Origin of the sequence: Microcystis sp. M079S1 (genome assembly GCF_020246425.1) — a bacterium.
GTDB classification, from domain to species: domain Bacteria; phylum Cyanobacteriota; class Cyanobacteriia; order Cyanobacteriales; family Microcystaceae; genus Microcystis; species Microcystis aeruginosa.
Genome location: NZ_JADBSZ010000094.1, coordinates 1 through 2,651, shown reverse-complemented (window position 1 = coordinate 2,651; position 2,651 = coordinate 1). Strand labels below are relative to the sequence as shown.

The following is a 2,651-nucleotide window of genomic DNA, read 5'->3' as shown; positions in this document are numbered from 1 at the left end:
TAAGGTTTTTAGGCTTTTTTGACCTCAAAAAGTGCCTAGCATTGGAGTGATCGGGGGTAAAATTCCGGGACTTTTTCCCTGAAAATTAGGTAATTGACCACCTGAAAATGAGTAAAACCCCACACCCCACACCCCACACCCTGCCACCACCGAAAAACTTTTTCAGCAGACCCTATTTAGATAATGGGACTCGTTTAGGTTGGTTAATCAATAGAAAAACTAGAGAAGTAGAAATTTATCGTCAAGGAAAGGCAGTAGAAATTTTAACTAATCCAGAGAGTTTATCGGGGGAAAGTATTCTGCCAGAATTTAGTTTAGATCTTACCCCCGTCTATACTCATTTACTCCACCCAAAATAATTTAGTTCCTCGGCTTAAACCTAACTCTCTCATTTCTTGATAAATTCCTTCCTTCGTCTTCACATTTGTACTTTGTTTTTGTCTTAAACAATAGTATACACTCTGCTCCTGAATACACTTTCCTAGACTGACTGAACAAAATTTTCTATCTCCTAACACCACTATTTTATGACCTGATAGCACGGTCAATATTTTTTCTAATACTCGCTTTTGTTCTTCGAGATTACTACTTCCTTTTTTATCTAATATATCCCAATAAATTGGGATGGCTCTCTTGTCATAAATAAACCTCACCATCAAGATATTAATTGCTCCCCAACTCGTCTGGTCTATGGCAATATATACTAATCCTTTTATTGTGAATCTCTCCTGCTGTTTTAACATCTCTTTTAGGACCGGAAACCAGATTTTTTCAATATTCAGAATTTCCAGCTTTAAAAATCTTTTTAGTTTTTTTCTCCGACTCTCAAACAGGATTGGTATTGGTAGTGCTTCTGCTAATATCTCTAACTTTGCTTGCTTTAGTATTTGCAAGGTTCCAACTATCATTAACAGCAGTAGATATCTGGCTCGCCCCAGTTCATTCTCTAAGACTTTCTGATATAGTTCACTTATCATTTTCGTTATCTAGGTCATATTTACTATATATGACTTATCTTTTTTGGGTCTTCTCGACTTTGTGTGATAATTTTTGCTTATGGAATCGTGAAATGCTTACTGGGCAAGACTTTTAGTCCTATTTTGCGGATATTCTATCAGTATAGACCTCGTTTCCACACAGAAACCAGAAGAGCCCTTTTTTTGGAGTCTGTATCTGTATTCCATGCTACATAAGCTCTTCAGCTTGCTTGTCCCCCTGTCAGATTAAATATAAGATGAACGTAGGTTGGGTTGAAGCATGAAACCCAACACCTGCAAGGGTTACGCTACCGCTAACCCATCCTACAAATAATTGTGCCTCCCTACTTACAGCTGATCAATCAGGAAAACTAATAGTTAGCAATCGCTCGTTGCCCACCGGTTTTTCTCCCCACTCTGAATCGACTTTTTCGGCTAATTTGGCTGATTTGGCTGAGTTATGGGCTGTTATAGATTATTCGTGGTTTCTTTGTCTTTTTGCCCGTTCAATTTCTGCTTGTAGTTCTGCTATTTGTCGCTGCAATCTTTCGCTTTCGCTATCATTAGCATTAACATTAATTGAGCTTTTTACCCCTGTTTTGGCATAGTTTCCCCAGCGAATTTGACGATAGGATTCCGAGTTAAACCATTGCTGTAGATAATGCACTCTTTCTACCGAAAAAGGATGGGTTAAAAAGGAACCATTACCGCCATTATAAATGAGAAATTTATAAATCTGGTTTAAGTTATCTTGGTCTAATTGTCGGTAGGCTTCCCCTTGGCGAATAAATTCTTCTAAGTTGCATTCATGCAGGTATTTTTGACTTCCTCCTGCACATTTCATTAAAGTTCTCAGGACTAAATTTAAATCATCGGTAACTAATAAAGCGGCGCGGTCTGCTGATAATTCCGCTTTTCTGCGCCATTCATAAAAGGCATAAACTAGACCGGTAGTAATGGCTTTTCCTAGTCCTAAGGTGATGCCCCCAAGGAAATTAGCCGCCCCCATCACCCAAAAAGACATTTGAATTAAAATACTATGATCGCATTTTAAATGACCTAATTCGTGGGCAAGAATTACCCTAATTTCTTCTTCATCTAAGAGGTCTAAAAGGGCAGTATTAAAGACAATGTAGGGATGTTCCGAACCTAAAGAATAGGCATTCGCTGAAGGGTTTTGACTGACATAAAGATTCGGTTCTGGGGACATATCTAAATCCCGCAGACATTGGCGATATATACCGTATAAAGTGGCGTATTGACGCGGGCCGACTTTTAGATCATTGCCCATTAATAAAATTTGCTGGGGACGTTCATAGAGATATTCGGAAAAACTTTTCGCTAGTAAGTCAAACCCTGGAACCGATCTTAATGCCTGTTCAGCTTGCTGATCTAGGGGATGTTTAAAAGCTTGACTGGAAATATCAGGATAAGTTGGCATATTAATAAAACCTCTTGTAAAAATCAAAAATTGTTGTTAGGGTTAGGAGTCAGTAGTCAGGAGTCAGGAGTCAGGAGAATTAAGAATGAATAATAAGCAATTAAATGGTCTATTTACAGATTTTATGCCATTTAATCCTTATTTTTGCCGTTTTTGAAACCTCAAAAATTAATTAGGGGTTGCTTAAAAAGTTTGTTGGTTGGGTTAGGAGTCAGGAGTCTCCGAGTCAGTAG

General features: G+C 38.2%; 2 protein-coding genes and 1 pseudogene. 1 reads left to right on the top strand and 2 read right to left on the bottom strand.

The window, feature by feature from the left end:
* Positions 1–173 precede the first annotated feature (173 nt).
* Positions 174–359: pseudogene (locus tag IM456_RS05860) on the top strand (Uma2 family endonuclease); the annotation flags it as partial.
* Here the strand turns inward: IM456_RS05860 and IM456_RS05855 are convergent.
* Positions 342–977 (bottom strand): hypothetical protein, encoded by a 636-nt coding sequence (locus IM456_RS05855; RefSeq protein WP_216645646.1) that lies wholly within the window; start codon positions 975–977, stop codon positions 342–344. The pseudogene IM456_RS05860 and the gene IM456_RS05855 sit on opposite strands and share 18 nt — an antisense overlap.
* 475 nt (positions 978–1,452) lie before the next feature.
* Entirely contained in the window at positions 1,453–2,418 is a 966-nt protein-coding gene (locus tag IM456_RS05850) for a M48 family metallopeptidase (protein ID WP_149986842.1), read from the bottom strand.
* Positions 2,419–2,651 lie beyond the last annotated feature (233 nt).